The 15,514-nt window shown below is 63.6% G+C and carries 14 protein-coding genes; 10 read left to right on the forward strand and 4 right to left on the reverse strand.

Annotation, left to right across the window (positions count from 1 at the left end; all coding sequences use genetic code 11):
- Positions 1-100: 100 nt before the first annotated feature.
- Together ACUJ47_RS11020 and guaA are read left to right on the forward strand one after the other, a co-directional pair.
- Entirely contained in the window at positions 101-298 is a 198-nt protein-coding gene (locus ACUJ47_RS11020; protein WP_445538442.1) for a hypothetical protein, read from the forward strand.
- A 381-nt stretch (positions 299-679) separates the two neighbouring features.
- Positions 680-2,254 (forward strand): glutamine-hydrolyzing GMP synthase, encoded by a 1,575-nt coding sequence (guaA, locus tag ACUJ47_RS11025; protein WP_445538443.1) that lies wholly within the window; start codon positions 680-682, stop codon positions 2,252-2,254.
- Positions 2,255-2,827: 573 nt separating this feature from the next.
- Here the strand turns inward: guaA and ACUJ47_RS11030 are convergent.
- Together ACUJ47_RS11030 and ACUJ47_RS11035 are read right to left on the reverse strand one after the other, a co-directional pair.
- A complete protein-coding gene (locus tag ACUJ47_RS11030; RefSeq protein WP_445538444.1) occupies positions 2,828-3,460 on the reverse strand; it encodes a TetR/AcrR family transcriptional regulator in 633 nt (210 codons plus the stop codon).
- Entirely contained in the window at positions 3,460-4,710 is a 1,251-nt protein-coding gene (locus ACUJ47_RS11035) for a cytochrome P450 (RefSeq protein ID WP_445538445.1), read from the reverse strand. Before ACUJ47_RS11035 ends, ACUJ47_RS11030 begins: the two co-directional genes overlap by 1 nt.
- 170 nt (positions 4,711-4,880) lie before the next feature.
- Here ACUJ47_RS11035 and ACUJ47_RS11040 point away from each other — a divergent pair, with 170 nt between their 5' ends.
- Positions 4,881-5,855 carry an NAD(P)H-dependent flavin oxidoreductase gene (locus tag ACUJ47_RS11040; RefSeq protein WP_445538446.1) on the forward strand — a complete coding sequence of 325 codons (975 nt, stop codon included), beginning with the start codon at positions 4,881-4,883 and terminating at the stop codon, positions 5,853-5,855.
- 81 nt (positions 5,856-5,936) lie between these two features.
- On the opposite strand, the gene ACUJ47_RS11045 is transcribed toward ACUJ47_RS11040, so the two are convergent.
- Both ACUJ47_RS11045 and ACUJ47_RS11050 read right to left on the reverse strand, forming a co-directional pair.
- Positions 5,937-6,401: a hypothetical protein gene (locus tag ACUJ47_RS11045; protein ID WP_445538447.1), complete on the reverse strand. Its 465-nt coding sequence runs from the start codon at positions 6,399-6,401 to the stop codon at positions 5,937-5,939.
- A gap of 91 nt (positions 6,402-6,492) precedes the next feature.
- Positions 6,493-6,747 (reverse strand): zinc-finger domain-containing protein, encoded by a 255-nt coding sequence (locus ACUJ47_RS11050; RefSeq protein WP_445538448.1) that lies wholly within the window; start codon positions 6,745-6,747, stop codon positions 6,493-6,495.
- A gap of 87 nt (positions 6,748-6,834) precedes the next feature.
- Here ACUJ47_RS11050 and ACUJ47_RS11055 point away from each other — a divergent pair, with 87 nt between their 5' ends.
- From ACUJ47_RS11055 to ACUJ47_RS11085, 7 genes are all read left to right on the forward strand, one after another.
- On the forward strand, positions 6,835-7,770 hold the full coding sequence (locus ACUJ47_RS11055) for an ABC transporter ATP-binding protein (protein ID WP_445538449.1): 936 nt from the start codon (positions 6,835-6,837) through the stop codon (positions 7,768-7,770).
- Positions 7,770-9,356: an L-aspartate oxidase gene (gene nadB, locus ACUJ47_RS11060; RefSeq protein WP_445538450.1), complete on the forward strand. Its 1,587-nt coding sequence runs from the start codon at positions 7,770-7,772 to the stop codon at positions 9,354-9,356. The genes ACUJ47_RS11055 and nadB overlap by 1 nt, the downstream gene beginning before the upstream one ends.
- A 22-nt stretch (positions 9,357-9,378) precedes the next feature.
- Complete coding sequence (locus ACUJ47_RS11065; protein WP_445538451.1) at positions 9,379-10,077, forward strand: VIT1/CCC1 transporter family protein; 699 nt, start codon at positions 9,379-9,381, stop codon at positions 10,075-10,077.
- 300 nt (positions 10,078-10,377) lie between these two features.
- Positions 10,378-10,863: an energy transducer TonB gene (locus ACUJ47_RS11070; RefSeq protein WP_445538452.1), complete on the forward strand. Its 486-nt coding sequence runs from the start codon at positions 10,378-10,380 to the stop codon at positions 10,861-10,863.
- A gap of 158 nt (positions 10,864-11,021) precedes the next feature.
- Positions 11,022-11,915 (forward strand): alpha/beta fold hydrolase, encoded by an 894-nt coding sequence (locus ACUJ47_RS11075; protein ID WP_445538453.1) that lies wholly within the window; start codon positions 11,022-11,024, stop codon positions 11,913-11,915.
- A gap of 327 nt (positions 11,916-12,242) precedes the next feature.
- Entirely contained in the window at positions 12,243-12,752 is a 510-nt protein-coding gene (locus ACUJ47_RS11080) for an energy transducer TonB family protein (RefSeq protein ID WP_445538454.1), read from the forward strand.
- 763 nt (positions 12,753-13,515) lie between these two features.
- The gene (locus tag ACUJ47_RS11085; RefSeq protein WP_445538455.1) at positions 13,516-15,441 is read left to right on the forward strand and encodes a ribonucleoside-diphosphate reductase subunit alpha; all 1,926 of its coding nucleotides are present in this window, start codon (positions 13,516-13,518) and stop codon (positions 15,439-15,441) included.
- Positions 15,442-15,514: the final 73 nt, after the last annotated feature.

A 15,514-nucleotide genomic window follows, 5' to 3' on the forward strand; every position in this document is an offset into this window, starting at 1 on the left:
GTCTTTCCAAAGGCCGGGACCGTCCGTCACAATCGGACGGACGGCGCCGCTCCTGGCCTCGCTTTGCCGCTTTCGGCCTTGGCTGAATGCTCAAACGATCGTGGCGTTGAACATCAGGCCGCTGAGGCTGATTGCAGCGATAAGCGAGATGAGCTTTTCGGCAACATTGGTCATGGTCTTTTCCTTTCTTCTTGTTCTTGGCGGCCATGGAGCGCGCAGGGGCGAGCACGCGCCGCCGAAGCCACGCGAATGCATCCCGCCTGAAGTGCGCCCCAAAGCTGCTGGTATTCGCGAGTGAGGCGCGGCCACCGGGTTGGGGGACTGGTGGCGGCCGCGCCTCGCTCGCTGCTGTGGTCGCTCGGGCCTTTGCCCACCGGCACCCGAGGGAGAGGGGGGTGCGGGCGACCTGCCAGGGGGTGCCGGCTTTGGGGGCTCCGGCACGGCCTGGCTTGCATCGGCGCGAGGGGGAGAGGGTCTTCGCCGCCGATGCAGCGTTGAAATAATGTTTCACTCGGTTGAACACAAATGAGAAAACAAGCAGACATGTTGCGAAAACTGCAATCAACTGCGCGCACTGTCCCGCTGAGGTGAAGAGTGCGGCATTCGCCGTGCCCCTCCGGCGGTGCAAAGCGCGCGGCGAATGCTGGACAGCGTGCCCGCGCATCCTTAACGCGCCGACATGGACCCGCAGCACCTCCCCGATTCCATCCTCATCGTCGATTTCGGCAGCCAGGTGACGCAGCTGATCGCGCGCCGCGTGCGCGAAGCAGGCGTCTATTCCGAGATCGCGCCCTTCACCATTGCGGAAGAGGCGTTTCATCGCCTCAAGCCCAAGGGCATTATCCTTTCGGGCTCGCCCGCCGGCGTGCCCGAGGAAGGCAGCCCGCGCGCCCCCGAATTGCTGTTCGAGGCGGGGATCCCGATCCTCGGCATCTGCTATGGCCAGCAAGTGATGAGCCACCAGCTCGGCGGCGAAGTGCGGCCCGGGCATGAGACTGGCGAAGGCGGCGAGTTCGGCCGCGCCTACCTCACCGTGACCAAGGAATGCGCGCTGTTCGACGGGCTATGGAAAGTCGGCGAGCGCCACCAGGTTTGGATGAGCCACGGCGACAAGGTGACGCGCTTTGCCCCCGGTTTCGAAATCGTGGCGGTATCCGATGGTGCGCCCTTCGCGGTGATCGCTGACGAGGAGCGCAAGTTCTATGGCACCCAGTTCCACCCCGAAGTGGTCCACACGCCCGATGGCGGCAGGCTGATCGCCAATTTCGTGCGCCATGTCTGCGGGCTGGCGGGCGACTGGACCATGGCCGAATTCCGCAAGACCAAGATCGAAGAGATCCGCGCGCAAGTGGGAAGCGGTCGCGTGATCTGCGGCCTTTCGGGCGGGGTCGATTCCGCAGTCGCCGCGGTGCTGATCCACGAAGCGATCGGCGACCAGCTGACCTGCGTCTTCGTCGATCACGGGTTGATGCGGATGAACGAGGCCGAACAGGTCGTCACGCTGTTCCGCGACCATTACAACATCCCGCTGGTGCATGTGGATGCGGAGGACATGTTCCTTGGCGGGCTGGCCGGGCTGACCGACCCCGAAGCCAAGCGCAAGTTCATCGGCAAGACCTTCATCGACGTGTTCGAGGCCGAAGCGCAGAAGATCGGCGGTGCCGATTTCCTGGCGCAAGGCACGCTCTATCCCGACGTGATCGAAAGCGTCAGCTTCACCGGCGGGCCGTCGGTCACGATCAAGAGCCACCACAATGTCGGCGGCCTGCCCGAACGCATGAACATGAAGCTGGTCGAGCCGCTGCGTGAATTGTTCAAGGACGAAGTGCGCGCGCTGGGCCGCGAGCTGGGCCTGCCCGAAGTCTTCGTCGGCCGCCATCCCTTCCCCGGCCCGGGCCTCGCGATCCGCATCCCCGGCGAAGTGACCAAGGAACGCTGCGATATCCTGCGCAAGGCCGATGCGATCTATCTCGATGAGATCCGCAAGGCCGGGCTCTATGACGCGATCTGGCAGGCCTTCGCCGTGCTGCTCCCGGTCAAGACCGTGGGCGTGATGGGCGATTACCGCACCTATGACAGCGTGTGCGGCTTGCGTGCGGTGACTTCGACCGACGGCATGACGGCAGACGTCTATCCCTTCGAGGCGAGCTTCCTCACCGGCTGCGCGACGCGCATCGTCAACGAAGTGCAGGGGATCAACCGCGTGGTCTACGACTATACGTCGAAGCCGCCGGGCACGATCGAATGGGAGTGATGGCTGCGATAAAGGAGGTCATTGGTCACCCAAAGGCAGTCATGCTGACCCTACGATTTGCATGGGCAGTTTTCACGAAGGATTCCGAGAACGAGCTAGCAGTCCACCGAGAAATGCGAGCCTATGCCCTAAGGCGCGGCGCGACCGAGACCTTTGCGTGGAGATCACGGGCAAGAGAGGCAGAACTTCTCTTGAGATGCGGAAAGCCGCATGAGTCTCGTTCGCTGTTCATAGACGTGCTGAAGGCATGCAAAGTACGAGAGGACGAGATGGGGCGGCATCTCACACTCTATGCTCGCTATTGGATTTCGTTGATCGATGTAAAGCCTTCTCAGGCGGATTATTGGGCACGTCGAGCTGCCGAGGCTGGACTTCTGAAGCGCGGTTTGACGGAAATCCCGGCACCTACTAAGCATAAGGACGAATTCGATAGGGAATTCGAACATATAGCAGCAGAAATCGATTGTGAGCTTCGCCGCAACGAGGCGTCATTTGGAGCTTCCAATCGAACTGAATAGTAGAGGCGAACTCGCTTACGTTCGCTCAATCAGCGCGGCGGGTCACCGTTGAGGGCTAAGCCGCTTCCTTCACGCGCTCCCCGATCCGTTCCACCGCGGCGTGGACTGCGCGCGCGGCGCCATCGTCCAGCCGGTCCTCGAACAGGGTCAAGTGCTGGAGCAGGGTCTTGCGGACCGCGCCATGCGGCTGGCCCAGCTCGGCATGACGCTCCAGCCCGTAACGCATGATGATGGTGGAGTTGACCGCCAGGTCGCGCAAGCGCTCGACCGGCCAGTCGAGCAGCCCGGCTTCGACCAGCGCGGCCAGATGCGCTTCGATGCTGTCCTCGGTCTCGACCAGCCAGCCCGCCACGCGGCTCGCGATCGGCTCGACATGCTCGCCGTAATGCGGCTGGTCGCGATAGAGGAAGCGATAGTCGCGCAACTCGCGCATCAGCGCCTCAAGCATGGCGCAATAGGAACCGACCGAATTGGCCGGATCGGGCCGCATGGATAGGCGCGCGGCGATCCCTTCGGCGAATTCCTCCGCGATCGCGGCCAGCAGGTCGCGCTTGGTCTTGAAGTGATACCACAGATTGCCTTCGGCGATGCCGCAGGCCTCGGCCAGCGCGGCGGTGGTCACCGCGCCATAGCCTGCCTCGTTGAACAGCAACCTCGCCTTGAGGACGATCTTGTCGCGGGTCTTCATCAATAGCGCGACAGCTGGACCGGCAAATGCTTGTAGCCGTGGACGAAGCAGGCCGGGACTCGCTCTGGCTCGCCCACGACATTCACCCGCAAGCGGCGCTTGGCCAGTTCCTCGAGCAGCGTGTGCAGCTGGAGTTCGGCCACGCGCGCGCCCACGCAGCGGTGGATGCCATAGCCGAAGCTGAGGTGGCGACGGGCGTTCGGCCGGTCGACCCTGATCGCTTCGCCATCGTCGAAAATGTCCTCGTCGCGATTGGCCGAGAGGTACCACAGCACGACCTTGTCGCCCTTTTTCATCAGGGGCCCGAACATGTCGGTGTCTTCCTCGACCGTGCGGCGCATATGCGCGAGCGGGGTCTGCCAGCGGATGATTTCCTGCACGGCATTGGGGATCAGCGAAGGGTCGGCCTCCAGCTTGGCGCGTTCCTCCGGATATTGGCTGAGGCCATAGGCATAGGCCGACATCGAATTGCGGGTGGTGTCGTTCCCGCCCACGATCAGCAGGATCAAATTGCCGATGAACTCTTCGGGGCTCATATCCTTCATGGCATCGGACTGGAGCATCACCGATATGAGATCCTTGCCCGGATTGGCCAGCCGCTCCTGCCACAGCGCGGCAAAGGCCATGCCCATTTCCTGCAGCTTGGCATTGCGTTCGATCAGGCCCTCGGGCGAACGGATCATTTCCACATCGCCGCCGTAATCGGACCATTCGGTCAGCTTGTGGCGCTCTTCCCACGGGAAATCGAACAGCTTGGCGAGCATGCCGGTGGTGAGCTCGATCGAGACTTTCTCCACCCAGTCAAAGGTTTCGCCTATGGGAAGCGAATCGAGCAGTTCGCCTGTGCGCTGCTGCACCTCGGCCTTCATATCGGCGACTTCGGACGGGCCGAAGCTGGGCGCCACGGTGCGGCGCTGCGCGGTGTGATGCGGCGGGTCCATCGCGATGAACATCGGCTGGCGGATTTCATTCTCGAGCGGCTTGTCGGAATCGAAGGCGATCGAGATGCCGCCATATTGCCAGCTCGACGAAAACAGCTTGGGCAGAGCTTCGATATGCTGGATCGGCTTGTAGGTGGAGACCGACCAATACGGCCCGAAATGCGAATCCGGCACGAACTGGATCGGTGCGTGCTCGCGCAACTGGCGGAAGGGTTCCCGCCACGTGTCCTCGACGTAGAGCTCCTTGCGCGAGACATCGATCGGATCGATCTCGGCGGTCTTGACCGTAAGGTCGGCGGATGTGGCCATAGCGAATCTCCCTCCCAGACCCTGATTAGGGTGTATGCCCTAATTTTTGGAGCCGGGCAAGCAGGTGGCTGACGCTACGGCCCGCGGCCTCGCAAAAGCGGGCCTTGCGCGGCACTGCATTCTCCGCAAGGCTCGCGCCAAAATCAGCCATTGCAGCAGGGAGATTCGCCATGAAAACCGCCATCACCGAAATGTTCGGCATAGAACACCCGATCATCCAGGGCGGCATGCACTTCGTCGGTTTCGCCGAAATGGCGGCGGCAGTGTCCAATGCCGGCGGGCTGGGCATCATCACCGGGCTGACGCTGGGCACGCCCGAAAAGCTCGCGAACGAAATCGCGCGCTGCAAGGACATGACCGACAAGCCCTTCGGCGTGAACCTCACTTTCCTGCCTTCGCTCACCCCGCCCGACTATCCGGGGCTGGTCAAGGCGATCATCGACGGCGGCGTGAAGGCGGTCGAAACCGCCGGGCGCAACCCGTCGCAGGTGATGCCTGCGCTCAAGGATGCGGGCATCAAGGTGATCCACAAATGCACCAGCGTGCGGCACAGCCTGAAGGCGCAGGAGATCGGCTGCGACGCGGTGTCGGTCGACGGTTTCGAATGCGGCGGCCATCCAGGCGAGGATGACGTGCCGAACTTCATCCTGCTGCCGCGCGCAGCGGACGAGCTGGAGATTCCCTTCGTATCGAGCGGCGGCATGGCCGACGGGCGCAGCCTCGTCGCTTCGCTTGCGATGGGCGCCGCGGGCATGAACATGGGCACCCGCTTCATCGCCACCAAGGAAGCGCCGGTCCACGAGAATGTGAAGCAGGCGATCGTTGCCGCTTCCGAACTCGACACGCGCCTCGTGATGCGCCCGCTGCGCAACACCGAACGCGTGATGACCAATGAAGCGGTTGAACGCCTGCTCGAGAAGGAGCGAAAACTCGGCGCCGATCTCAAGTTCGAGGACATCATCGGTGAGGTCGCGGGCGTCTATCCGCGCATCATGATGGAAGGCGACATGGATGCCGGCGCATGGAGTTGCGGCATGGTCGCGGGCCTGATCCACGATATCCCGACCTGCAAGGAGCTGATCGACCGGATCATGCAGGAAGCGAATGACATCATCGCGCGGCTCGATCGCTTGCAGGCCGCCTGACGCTTCGACTTCCCGGAATCAAAAAGGGGGGAGCGCCCGCCACACGCGCTCCCCCCTTTCTTGTAACTGCGATGTAGGCGATCAGCCTTCGCCGCCGTCCTTCGCGCTGTCATCCTTGACCCTGGTGTAGGGGATGAAGTCGTCGAGGAAGATCACGCCCGAATACATATGGCTCATGCGATCGACCATGGTGACATTATCGAGCCGGCAAAGCTGCGTGCCGCCGAAACGCCTGATCACCAGGATCTCGTCATCGTCGATATCTTCGGGGTGCTTGGTGCGATTGACGTAGATCGTATTGCCCGAACCATAGACCAGCGCAGTTTCGTCGATGATCCGGAAACTCTGGCTTCCGGTCGTTCGGATGCAGCTGGTCGGCTCGCCCGCGACGCGGCCTTCGAGCAGCTTGGCGAGTTCCTTTTCACCCTTGGTCATTTCGTGTTCGTGCTGCGAATGGTCCTGCGGTTCGTCACCGGCAAGAACCGGCGATGCGAGCAGGCCGAGCGCGGCGCCTGCTATCAATGCATGAGGCAATAATCGGGTCATGGCGTTACTCCTTACAAGGCTAAGTGCCTGAAAGGATTCATACCATATATTGCTGAACCGGGCATGAGTGGAGCGTGCCCGCTCCGCGCGCCTATTGCGGGCTGGCGCCTTCCGAAATGTCGGGCAGTTGCGACTGGTCGACCCCGTCCGCCGGGCCGCCCTTGAGCACGAAGCGCCGGTCGCAATAGCCGCAGTCGACATAGCCGTGCTCGTCGATCTGCAGATAGACGCGCGGATGGCCCAGCGCGGCCGGGCGATAGTTCGTGCCGCCGCGGATGCCGCTGGCGCCGTCGCAGCTGACGCGGGTGGTTTCGACCGTGATCACTTCGGGCGGTGCAATGCTCATGGACAGGCGAATAGTAAGAAGCGCGCGGATTCGCAACGGGTCAGCAAACCCTTTGCATGCCTTCGATAAAGGCTTAGTGCGCAGGCCATGACCAATCCGCCCGCAATTTCGATCCGCGACCTCAGGAAAACCTATGCCGGCATCAAGGGCGCGCCGGGCAAGGAAGCGCTCAAGGGCGTGAGTTTCGACGTGCCGCAAGGCCAGATTTTCGGCCTGCTCGGCCCCAATGGCGCAGGCAAGTCGACGCTGATCAACATCCTCGCCGGGCTAGTCACCAAGACCGGCGGCAGCGCCGAGATCTGGGGTTTCGACATCGACACGCATACGCGCAATGCGAAGCGGTCGATCGGCATCGTGCCGCAGGAAATCGTGTTCGACCCCTTCTTCACGCCGTTCGAAGTGCTGGAGAACCAGGGCGGCTTCTACGGCATCGCCAGGCATTTGCGCCGCAGCGAGGCACTGCTCGAAGCGGTGCGGCTGGCGGACAAGCGCGACGCCTATGCCCGCACGCTGTCGGGCGGGATGAAGCGGCGCCTGCTGGTTGCCAAGGCTATGGTCCATTCGCCGCCGATCCTGGTGCTCGACGAGCCGACCGCCGGGGTCGATGTCGAGCTGCGCAAGCAATTGTGGGATCTCGTCACCCGGCTCAATGACGGTGGCGTCACCATCGTGCTCACCACGCATTACCTCGAAGAGGCCGAGGAGTTGTGCGACCGGATCGCCATCATCAATCACGGCCAGCTGATCGCGAACAAGCCCACGCGCGAACTGGTCGACATGGCGCGCGAGAAGATCGTGCGCGTCACGGTGGACAAGGACCTTGCCGGGCCGGTGATGGAGCCGGGCTTCACCCGCGCGGACATGGTCGACGCGCGCACGCTCGAGATCACCTACAATCGCGATGCCGCCAGCGCGGGCCAGGTGCTCGCCAAGGTGCAGGAGCATGGCTATGTGATCGAGGACGTGACGACGCGCGAGCCCGATCTTGAGGATGTGTTCGTCCAGCTGACGGGCTCTGGCTGATGAGCGGCACCGAGCACGACGTCCTGATCATCGGTTCGGGCGCGGCGGGGCTCACCGCGGCGCTAGCGCTGGCCGAGACCAAGCGCGTGCTGGTGCTGGCCAAGGGCGATTTGCGTTCGGGCAGCACGGCATGGGCGCAAGGCGGGATCGCCGCGGTGCTCGATGCGGGCGACACTTTCGAAAACCACATTCGCGACACCATGGTGGCAGGCGCGGGCCTCAACCGGCGCGAGACGGTGGAGTTCGTGATCGAGAACGCGCCGCGTTCGATCGAGCGGCTGATCGAATTGGGCGTGCCATTCAACCGCGAAGGTGCGGACTTGCACCTCACGCGTGAGGGCGGGCATTCGCACCGCCGCATCGTGCATGTGGCCGACGCCACCGGCTGGGCGGTGCAGGCCGCGCTGCTCAAGGCGGCGGAGGAAAATCCCAACATCACGCTCCTGCCCGGACATGCCTGCATCGATCTTGTCACCGGGCGGCATGGCGAGCGCTTCTCCGGCGATGGGCGCGTGTGGGGCGCCTATGCGCTCAACGAAGTCACCGGCAAGGTCGAGAAGCATCTGGCGCGCGCCACCGTGCTCGCGTCGGGCGGGGCCGGGCGCGTCTACCAATTTTCGACCGCGCCGCGCGGCGCGACGGGTGACGGGATCGCCATGGCATGGCGCGCGGGCTGCCGCGTCTCCAACATGGAGATGATGCAGTTCCACCCGACCTGCCTCTACAATCTCGAGGTCAAGAACTTCCTCATTACCGAGGCGGTGCGCGGCGAGGGCGGGCGGCTGCTCAACCCCGTCACCGGCGAGCGCTATATGGAGAAGTACGACAGGGAGCGGATGGAGCTGGCCCCGCGCGATATCGTGGCGCGCGCCAATGACGACCAGATCAAGCGCTATGGCCTCGACTACGTCCATCTCGACATCAGCCACCAGCCGCCCGAATTCGTGCGCGAACACTTCCCGACCATCTACGAGAAGCTGCTCGGGCTCGGCATCGACATGACGAAGGAGCCGATCCCGGTCGTCCCGGCGCAGCATTACACCTGCGGCGGGGTGCTGATCGGGCTCGACGCGCACACCGATTTGCCCGGCCTGTGGGCGGCGGGCGAATGTACCGAAAGCGGGCTGCACGGCGCCAATCGCCTTGCGTCGAACAGCCTGCTCGAATGCTTCGTGTTCGGCGAAGCCGCCGCGAAAGACATTCTCGCCAGCTGGGATGTGCTCGACGCCCCGCCCGCGATCAAGGATTGGGACGCCAGCCGCGTCACCGATTCCGACGAGGAAGTGGTGATCAAACAGAACTGGACCGAGATCCGCCGCTTCATGTGGAACTATGTCGGGATCGTGCGCACCACCAAGCGGCTCGAGCGCGCGGCGCACCGGATCAAGCTGCTGACCGACGAGGTCGACGATTATTACGGCCACTTCCGCGTTACCACGGACCTGATCGAGCTCAGGAACCTGCTGCAATCCGCCGCGCTGATCGTGACCAGCGCGCTACGGCGCAAGGAAAGCCGCGGGCTGCATTATACGCTCGACTATCCAGAGACATTGCCGGCCGCAGAGGATACGGTGCTGGTTCCATAGGGTTTCGACCGGGGAGGGATGCGTGAGCCGCTTGCATGTCGAACGCCACAATATCGACCGGATCGGCTGGCTGCGCGCCGCCGTGCTCGGCGCCAATGACGGGATCGTCTCTACCGCCAGCCTTGTCGTTGGCGTCGCTGCCGCAGCTGCGGACAAGCAGGCGGTGCTGCTTGCGGGCTTTGCCGGGCTTGCCGCAGGTGCGCTGTCGATGGCAGCGGGCGAATATGTCTCGGTCAGTTCGCAAGCGGATACAGAAGCGGCCGACATAGCCCGCGAAACCGCCGAGCTGGCGACCCAGCCCGAAGCCGAGCTGGACGAGCTGACCGGCATCTATGTCGATCGCGGGCTCGAACCGGCGCTTGCCCGGCAAGTGGCCGAAGCGCTGACCGCGCATGATGTGATGGCGGCGCATCGCCGCGACGAGCTGGGCCTGTCCGAAGCGACCGCTGCGCGCCCGCTGCAGGCGGCGTTTGCTTCCGCGCTGACCTTCTCGGTGGGCGCGGCGCTGCCGCTGCTGGTGGTGCTGCTGGTGCCGGTGGCGATGCTGACCGCAGGGGTGGTTGCGGTCTCGCTGCTTGCGCTTGCGCTGCTCGGCGCGATGGGCGCGCATGCGGGCGGGGCTCCGCTCGCCAAGCCGGTCATTCGCGTCGTGTTCTGGGGCGCGCTGGCGATGGCGGTCACTGCCGGAGTCGGCAAATTGTTCGGCACTGCGGTGGGTTAGCGCCCGCAGATTCGCGCTCACCAGCGGCTCGCTCGCCATTCATCGGACGCAATCGCCCGCTCGTCGGGCATTCCGGTCGCTGCACCGAGCACCCATGCCATTCGCCGATCTCGAATTGAGGCTTTCGGCGCGATCGGCATTATGGGGGACAGGAAGCGGGGTGCAACAGCCCCCAAGGACAATCCCCCAAGCGCCTCGCTTCCCGATCGACCATACAAACCGCGGCACGAGTGATGGGACTGGTGCTCGCTGGCCCTGGTCAAACTGGCCGGTCATCCACGCTAATGAGAGGATGATCAAATGCAGACCCTTATCAAGACTTCGCTCGCGGCGGCCCTGAGCCTTGCCGCTCTCTCCCCCGCGCTCGCCGACGAGCAGATCGTGGTCCATTCGCAGGCCGAAATGGACCAGTGGCAGGCCGATGTGACGCGCAATCTCGACCGCCGGCTCGAAGCCGCGCAGCACGACACAAACGTCACGCCCAAGAGCGGCATCGTGCAGCTGCGCTTCACGCTCGACGCCAATGGCCGTGCAGAAAACTTCCAGACGCTGACCAGCTCGGGCGACCGCTCGACCGACATGGTGGCGACGCGCGCAGTGCGTCGGCTCGGCAATCTCGACGATGCGCCGGTCGCCAATGCCGAAGGCCAGACCTACCAGGCGAACATCATCTTCGCGGACAACATGCGCGAGCATGACAGGCTGCAAGCGAAGCTCGCCAAGATGGAAAGCGCGCGCCTCGCCCGCAATGACAGCGAGAGCAAGGTCGTCAGCTTCGGCCTTTAGCGGCAAGCCGCCGCGAAGGGGCGACGGCGGGCCATCCGGTCCGCCGTTTCCCGTCGCGGCGCTCGACAAGCGCGCGTTTCGCGATATGCATGGGGCGTCGCCCGGGCTTTGGCCCGAGCGGCGCCCATGCTTTTGCACCAAAGGGAGATGCGCGAGATATGCCCAGGGTCACAGCCAATTCGATCGAACTTGAATACGATACGCACGGCGATCCGGCGAACCCGCCGCTGCTGCTGGTGATGGGCCTCGGCGCGCAGATGACGCTGTGGCCGATCGAACTGGTGCAGGGCCTCGCCCGGCGCGGTTTCCACGTGATCCGCTATGACAATCGCGACATCGGGCTCAGCCACAAATTCGAAGGCGCGAAAGCGCCCGGCATGGTGCGCCAGATGCTGCTCGCCCGGCTCGGCTTCCGCTCGCGCGTGCCCTATACGCTGTCGGACATGGCGGCCGACGGGATGGGCCTGCTCGACGCGCTGGGGATCGAGCGCGCGCATGTGGTCGGCGCGTCGATGGGCGGCATGATCGCGCAGCTGATGGCGGTGGAGCACGGCCACCGGCTGCACAGCCTCACCTCGATCTTCTCGACCACGGGCAATCGCAAGCTGCCGCAGGCGGACAGGAAGGCGATCGAGCCGCTCACCACGCCGCCGCCATCGATGGAAGAGGCGGACCTGGTGGCGCATGGCATGCGCGTTTCGACCGCGATCGGCAGCCCCGGCTATCGCCCCGATCCCGAAGCCCAGCGCCAGCGGGTGATCGAGAACGTTCGCCGCTCGGTCTATCCGCAAGGGCTCCAGCGCCAGCTCGCCGCGATCATCCACGATGGCGACCGGACCGAACGGCTCAAGCGGGTAAAGGCGCCCACGCTGGTGCTGCATGGCGAGGACGATCCGCTGGTCAAGGTCGAGGGCGGTCGCGCCACCGCTGCGGCGATCTCCGGCGCCAAGCTCAAGACCTTCCCCGGCTGGGGGCACGACCTGCCGCTGGAACTGGTCGATACGATCGCCGATGCGATCGCCGAGCACGCCCGCGCGGCGCATCCGGCCTAGCGCCGATACGCCTGCGGCAAGCCATTTCGAGTCGCTTGCCGGGGGGCGAACGATTGTTGCCTCGCCGGGCAAATCGCAGGCCTGCACCGCCAAGAAAATTAGCCGCGCCCGCAAGGAGCGGCATGGTTTTGTATGAAGGCGACATGCTTTCAGGACTCGTTTGACAGCACCTGCAATCGGCGTATTTTCGCGGGCAGGACGACGCATGTGCCCGCAGGCTTACGGCGCCCCGATCGACCAACGACCGTCATCGCTGAATAACAACAGTCGCACTTAGTGCGGTACCCTCTGCGGCCGATCATCTTTTTCGCTCGAAAGGATGATCCCATGAATACACTTCTCAAACTCAGTCTCGCCACGGCCCTTGCAGGCGTGGCCGTCGCCTCCCCGCTTGCCTCGCAGGAAATCAGGGTGGTCCCCACTGCCGACGGCACCCAGCGCTTCATTTCCGATGTCTCGCACGATCTCGATCAGGAACTCGGCATGATCGACCTCGACAATTGGCGCTTCCGCGGCGGCTTCGCCCAGGTCCGCTTCCAGGTCGACCCGGAAGGGCGGGCGGAAAACGTCACGCTTTATCGCAAGTCGGGCGACCGGCAGGTCGATCGCACTGCGCTGAGAGCAGTCGAGCGGCTCGATTCGATCGGTGAACTGCCCGCCGGCTATCCCGACGACCAGGTGATCCAGGCGAATATCGTCCTGGCGCGCAGCGAATCGCAAATGGCCAGCCTCAACAAGCGGCTCCGCCGGGTCGAGGAAGCGCGCATCGCCGAAGCGGCGGGCAAGCCCGGCGCGCCGGTGCTGGCGCTGTCGATCGTGGTGAACTCCCCTTCCTGACTCATTGAGTGAGTCGGGACGCCTTGGCGTCGCGCTGCCCAGTCTGCGGGTGGGGAGCGCGGCGCCAATGTGGCGTCAGGCGGCGCATGATCGGCTGGCCTTGCGCGGCTTCAAGCGCACTTTCCGGATTCGAAAATTGCGCTGCGGGATTCGATTGATTCACAACCCCCGGCGGTCCTTTTTGCCCGCAAAAATTTTTTCACGGATTCATTTTTGGGGTTGCGCGGGCCGCGACCCAAGGATTTCCCGCGCGTCGCGGCGTTGCAGCATGGCAATACACCCCCGCGCGAGCCCTCCGGCCCACAGTAAATACGAATTTACCCTCTTGCACCGGACCCTCCTCTGATTCAGTATCTAGTGGTTGAGGCTGCGGGGGCACCCACAAGACCTAGTTTTTCCGAGCGCAGGCACCATCTCTGCGCCTGAGGGAAAGAGTCGGTCGATTCACGGCAATCCCGCGCCCTCTCTGTGGGCAAAAAAGGGAAAACTAATTCCCCCGAAGGCCTTCGGAATTGCTAGGTGGGGATGACCCGCCGAATCGAACACATGCGGAACATCGCCTGCAAAAAGGGGTGGCCGCGGGGAACGTAGAAACGCGAAGCGAGAAGCGGGGCAAATGATGGATTTCAGGACGGGCGACGAGGCAGCAATGGGTTTGGAACAAGAGACGGAAGGCGCTCTCGAAACCGAAACCAGGCAGCCCAGGAGCAAGCGCCAGTCCCCGCAGGCACAGGATGCCCCGGAAGCGAACAAGGCAGTTGCAATGGAAAGCGAAGACAAGGGAACCGAAGCGCTGGTGGCTGAAAAGGCCGGGGAAGCGCTCGCCGGCGCCATGGCGGCGGTGGCGAAGTCGGCTGCCGAAATCGACAGCAAGAAGGTCAATGATCGTCGCTTCATCATCGTGACCGATTCCAGCCGCGATGCGCTGCTGACCGAATTCGGCAAGGAAACGCTGACCGACCGCTACCTGCTGCCCGGCGAAGACTACCAGGACCTGTTCGCCCGCGTCGCCGATGCCTATGCCGATGACCAGGAGCATGCCCAGCGGCTCTATGACTACATCTCTAAGCTGTGGTTCATGCCTGCGACCCCTGTGCTGTCGAATGGCGGCACCAATCGTGGCCTGCCGATCAGCTGCTACCTCAATTCGGTGTCGGACAGCCTCGAAGGCATCGTCGGCACATGGAACGAGAACGTCTGGCTGGCCTCGAAGGGCGGCGGCATCGGCACCTATTGGGGCAATGTTCGCGGGATCGGCGAGCCGGTTGGCCTCAACGGCAAGACCAGCGGCATCATCCCCTTCGTGCGCGTGATGGATTCGCTCACGCTGGCGATTTCGCAAGGCTCGCTGCGGCGCGGTTCGGCCGCCTGCTACATCGACATCAGCCACCCCGAGATCGAGGAGTTCCTCGAGATCCGCAAACCTTCGGGTGACTTCAACCGCAAGGCGCTGAACCTGCACCATGGCGTGCTGGTGACCGACGAGTTCATGGAAGCGGTGCGCAATGGCGACGAGTTCGAACTCAAGTCGCCGCGCGACGGCAGTGTGCGCGGCAAGGTCGATGCGCGCAGCCTGTTCCAGAAGCTGGTCGAAACCCGCCTCGCCACGGGCGAGCCCTATATCGTATTCTCCGACACAGTGAACCGGATGATGCCCAAGCATCACCGCGACCTGGGGCTCAAGGTCTCGACCTCGAACCTGTGCTCGGAAATCACCCTGCCGACCGGCATCGACCACTTGGGCAACGATCGCACCGCTGTGTGCTGCCTCTCGTCGCTCAACCTCGAGACGTGGGAAGAGTGGAACGGTGACAAGCGCTTCATCGAGGACGTGATGCACTTCCTCGACAACGTGCTGCAGGACTATATCGACCGCGCGCCCGACGAGATGGCCCGCGCCAAATATTCCGCCAGCCGCGAACGTTCGGTCGGCCTCGGCGTGATGGGTTTCCATTCCTTCCTGCAGATGAAGCAGATCGGCTTCGAAAGCCCGATGGCCAAGGTGTGGAACCTTAAGATGTTCAAGCACATCGCGGCCAAGGCGTCCGAAGCCTCGATGCTGCTGGCGCAGGAACGCGGCGCATGCCCCGATGCCGAAGACATGGGCGTGATGGAACGCTTCAGCTGCAAGATGGCGATCGCGCCCACCGCGTCGATCTCGATCATTTGCGGCGGCACCAGCGCCTGCATCGAGCCGATCCCGGCCAATATCTACACCCACAAGACGCTGTCGGGCAGCTTCATCGTCAAGAACCCCTATCTCGAGAAACTGCTGCGCGACAAATCGAAGGATTCGGTCGCGGTGTGGAACACGATCCTTGAACGCGGCGGTTCGGTCCAGCACCTCGACTTCCTCAGCCCTGAGGAAAAGGCGGTCTACAAGACCAGCTTCGAAATCGACCAGCGCTGGCTGCTCGAATTCGCTGCCGATCGCGCACCCTTCATCGACCAGGCGCAGTCGCTCAACCTGTTCATCCCGGCCGACGTCGACAAGTGGGACCTGATGATGCTGCACTTCCAGGCGTGGGAGAAGGGCATCAAGTCGCTCTATTACCTGCGCTCGAAGTCGGTGCAGCGTGCGGGCTTCGCGGGCGGGGTGGAAGCGGACAACACCGCCGACGCGCCGAAGATCGAACTGACCGCCGGCGGCGAGCAGACCGATTACGAGGAATGCCTCGCCTGCCAGTGAGGTGAGAAGATGTGGATAAAACGAGAACAGACTGCTTCGCAAGTCTGTCCCGTCAAGCTAATAAGGTAGATGA

The organism is Altererythrobacter sp. Z27 (genome assembly GCF_052683155.1).

Coding starts and splice junctions, on each gene's coding strand:
- ACUJ47_RS11080 (WP_445538454.1), top strand. CDS start 12,243: ATGAATACACTTCTCAAACTCAGTCTCGCCACGGCCCTTGCAGGCGTG.
- ACUJ47_RS11035 (WP_445538445.1), bottom strand. CDS start 4,710: ATGGCCACATCCGCCGACCTTACGGTCAAGACCGCCGAGATCGATCCG.
- ACUJ47_RS11085 (WP_445538455.1), top strand. CDS start 13,516: ATGGAAAGCGAAGACAAGGGAACCGAAGCGCTGGTGGCTGAAAAGGCC.
- guaA (WP_445538443.1), top strand. CDS start 680: ATGGACCCGCAGCACCTCCCCGATTCCATCCTCATCGTCGATTTCGGC.
- ACUJ47_RS11040 (WP_445538446.1), top strand. CDS start 4,881: ATGAAAACCGCCATCACCGAAATGTTCGGCATAGAACACCCGATCATC.
- ACUJ47_RS11055 (WP_445538449.1), top strand. CDS start 6,835: ATGACCAATCCGCCCGCAATTTCGATCCGCGACCTCAGGAAAACCTAT.
- ACUJ47_RS11070 (WP_445538452.1), top strand. CDS start 10,378: ATGCAGACCCTTATCAAGACTTCGCTCGCGGCGGCCCTGAGCCTTGCC.
- ACUJ47_RS11075 (WP_445538453.1), top strand. CDS start 11,022: ATGCCCAGGGTCACAGCCAATTCGATCGAACTTGAATACGATACGCAC.
- ACUJ47_RS11030 (WP_445538444.1), bottom strand. CDS start 3,460: ATGAAGACCCGCGACAAGATCGTCCTCAAGGCGAGGTTGCTGTTCAAC.
- ACUJ47_RS11045 (WP_445538447.1), bottom strand. CDS start 6,401: ATGACCCGATTATTGCCTCATGCATTGATAGCAGGCGCCGCGCTCGGC.
- ACUJ47_RS11050 (WP_445538448.1), bottom strand. CDS start 6,747: ATGAGCATTGCACCGCCCGAAGTGATCACGGTCGAAACCACCCGCGTC.
- nadB (WP_445538450.1), top strand. CDS start 7,770: ATGAGCGGCACCGAGCACGACGTCCTGATCATCGGTTCGGGCGCGGCG.